The 2,047-nt window shown below is 65.7% G+C and carries 1 protein-coding gene; it reads right to left on the bottom strand.

Annotation, left to right across the window (positions count from 1 at the left end; all coding sequences use genetic code 11):
* Positions 1-1,129 (bottom strand): serine/threonine protein kinase (locus FJV41_RS48905; protein WP_246137902.1); only part of this gene is annotated, 1,129 nt, incomplete at its 3' end.
* Between the last annotated feature and the right edge of the window lie 918 nt (positions 1,130-2,047).

A 2,047-nucleotide genomic window follows, 5' to 3' on the forward strand; every position in this document is an offset into this window, starting at 1 on the left:
CAAACGACGCTCGCCGCGCGCCCCGGGGTGAGGCTGAATCCGTCGTGGGCTCGGAGCGACTCCACACCTCAGTGACAGGGGGCGTGATGCCGCCTTCGTCGCTCGGCAACTCGAAGTCCCAGAGTCCTTCGCTGGCCTCCCCGAGCGCATGCTGGGCCTCCTGCAATGCCTCCTCGCGCGTGTACCCGCCCAGCCGCGCCAACTGTGAGCGCAGGACAAGCTCCAACTCGGCAGCCGTGGCGAAGCGCTCGGAGGGGTTGCGCCGCAGCACCGTGTGGAGAATGTCCCGGAGCGGAACCGAGAGCCCTTGCGCCGCGTGCTCTACGTCCCGGGGGTGATAGGCCATGGCGCACCAGATAGCGTCCTCCGCGAATGCTGGCAGCTCCGTCACCATGGACGCCACCGAGGCCGCGAGCGCCTGTTGTCGCGCCTCTTTCGACAACCGCGCCTCCACCTCTTCAATGCGGACGTGCCCTGGGTCGTAGAGGTGGCGCCCCGTGGCGAACTCCAGCAGCGTCAGCCCCAGGGAGAACAGGTCCGCGCGCGCGTCCACCACTTCGCCCAACAGCATCTCGGGAGCCGAGTAGAGGACTTCACCTTGGGGGCGCGGCAGGGAGGTGGCCAGCCGCCCGGTGAGGCGCGAGAGGGCCACGCCAAAATCCGTCAGCCTCACCTCGCCATGCGGCCCCAGCCGGATGCGGGCGGGGTTCACGTCGCGGTTGACGATGCCAAGCGGGAAGCCCGCGTCATCCGTGCATGTGTGAGCGTAGGACAGCGCAGCAGCGACCTCCGCGCCCACGTAGAGGATGAACGCCTCGGAGAAGTAGCGACCGCGCGCCTGGGCAACGGCCAACAGCGTGTTGAGCGAGAGCCCTTCGGCGTTCTCCATCGCCACGCACAGGCCATGCTCGATTTCAAAGAGGCCATGGACGCGGGCGATTCGGGGGTGACGAAGGTACTGCGCCAACCGGACCTCTTCTTCCAGACGGGCTCGGGTGCGAAGGAACTTCTCCGTCACGTCCGCCGCTTTCGGCAACGGCAGGCACTTGAGCACCACGCATTCCCCGAGGCCCTTGGGCGTGCGGGTCTGCGCGAGGAGGATTCGCTCACCGACGCGGCCTTCTCCCAAGTCCCTGAAGAACTCGTAAGAGGTGTCGCCGTTCGTGAATAGGACAACGCTCCCGGCAGGCCGAGAGTCAGACGGATTGAACATGGGCGGGAAGCTCCGAGTGCCCGCGCGAGAGGGATTCGCGCAAAGGCAGACTCAAGGTACTGCCAGCCCTTCCAGACCTGAACGACCTGACAGGTCTAAAAAGATGGAATTATCATTCACCCCGAGTGAACAAGAAAGGACCCATTCTGCAAAGCCCCTTTACGCCCTCAGAGGGAAACTAGGGCCAGCGATCGACGGGATAGGCCGGAAGACTTCGCCCCACCACCGCAGCTCCTGGCTTGGACCAGTCCTCCTTTTCAACGTACCCCCGCTTTCCCAGGACGATGCACACCGGCACGGTGCGGCCATCAAGCAGGTGAGCCTCTGTGTAGCGCCCTACGAGGACCTCCCCTCCGGTCCATAGGTAGCCCGAGAGCCGCGTGCCTTCTGGCAGGCCACGCACGTCGCTGATGTTCACTACCCCAGTGACAGGGCCGTCAGCATAGGAACCCGCTTCGCCTATGTCCCCAGGCTGGCGGATGTCCAATGTCAGCATCACTGAATACCCCGGCCTCAAACGCAGTCCCCGTTTCTGGTCCCGATTGAACATGAAGTCGCGTGCCTCGGAGGGGCAGTCGCCCGGCTCGGGCCGGACCTGGGCACCTGGGCACCCAAGAGAGAGCGCAGCGGCAGCAGAAGCACCCGCGCACGTCTTGAGGAACCCAGCCCACGGTGACGGAGGCCAGCTCGGACGGGAGGCCAGGGTCTTCGGCTTCCTGGAGGTGGACTCGGCGGGAGGGGGCATCGGAAAGGGAGCGCGCTTCACAGGAGAGCTTTCTTTCTCGGCAGGTGCAGGAGGGGGCAACGCTACCCCAGGGGACGACGCCATGGGGG

Source organism: Myxococcus llanfairpwllgwyngyllgogerychwyrndrobwllllantysiliogogogochensis, from assembly GCF_006636215.1.
Classification (GTDB): domain Bacteria; phylum Myxococcota; class Myxococcia; order Myxococcales; family Myxococcaceae; genus Myxococcus; species Myxococcus llanfairpwllgwyngyllgogerychwyrndrobwllllantysiliogogogochensis.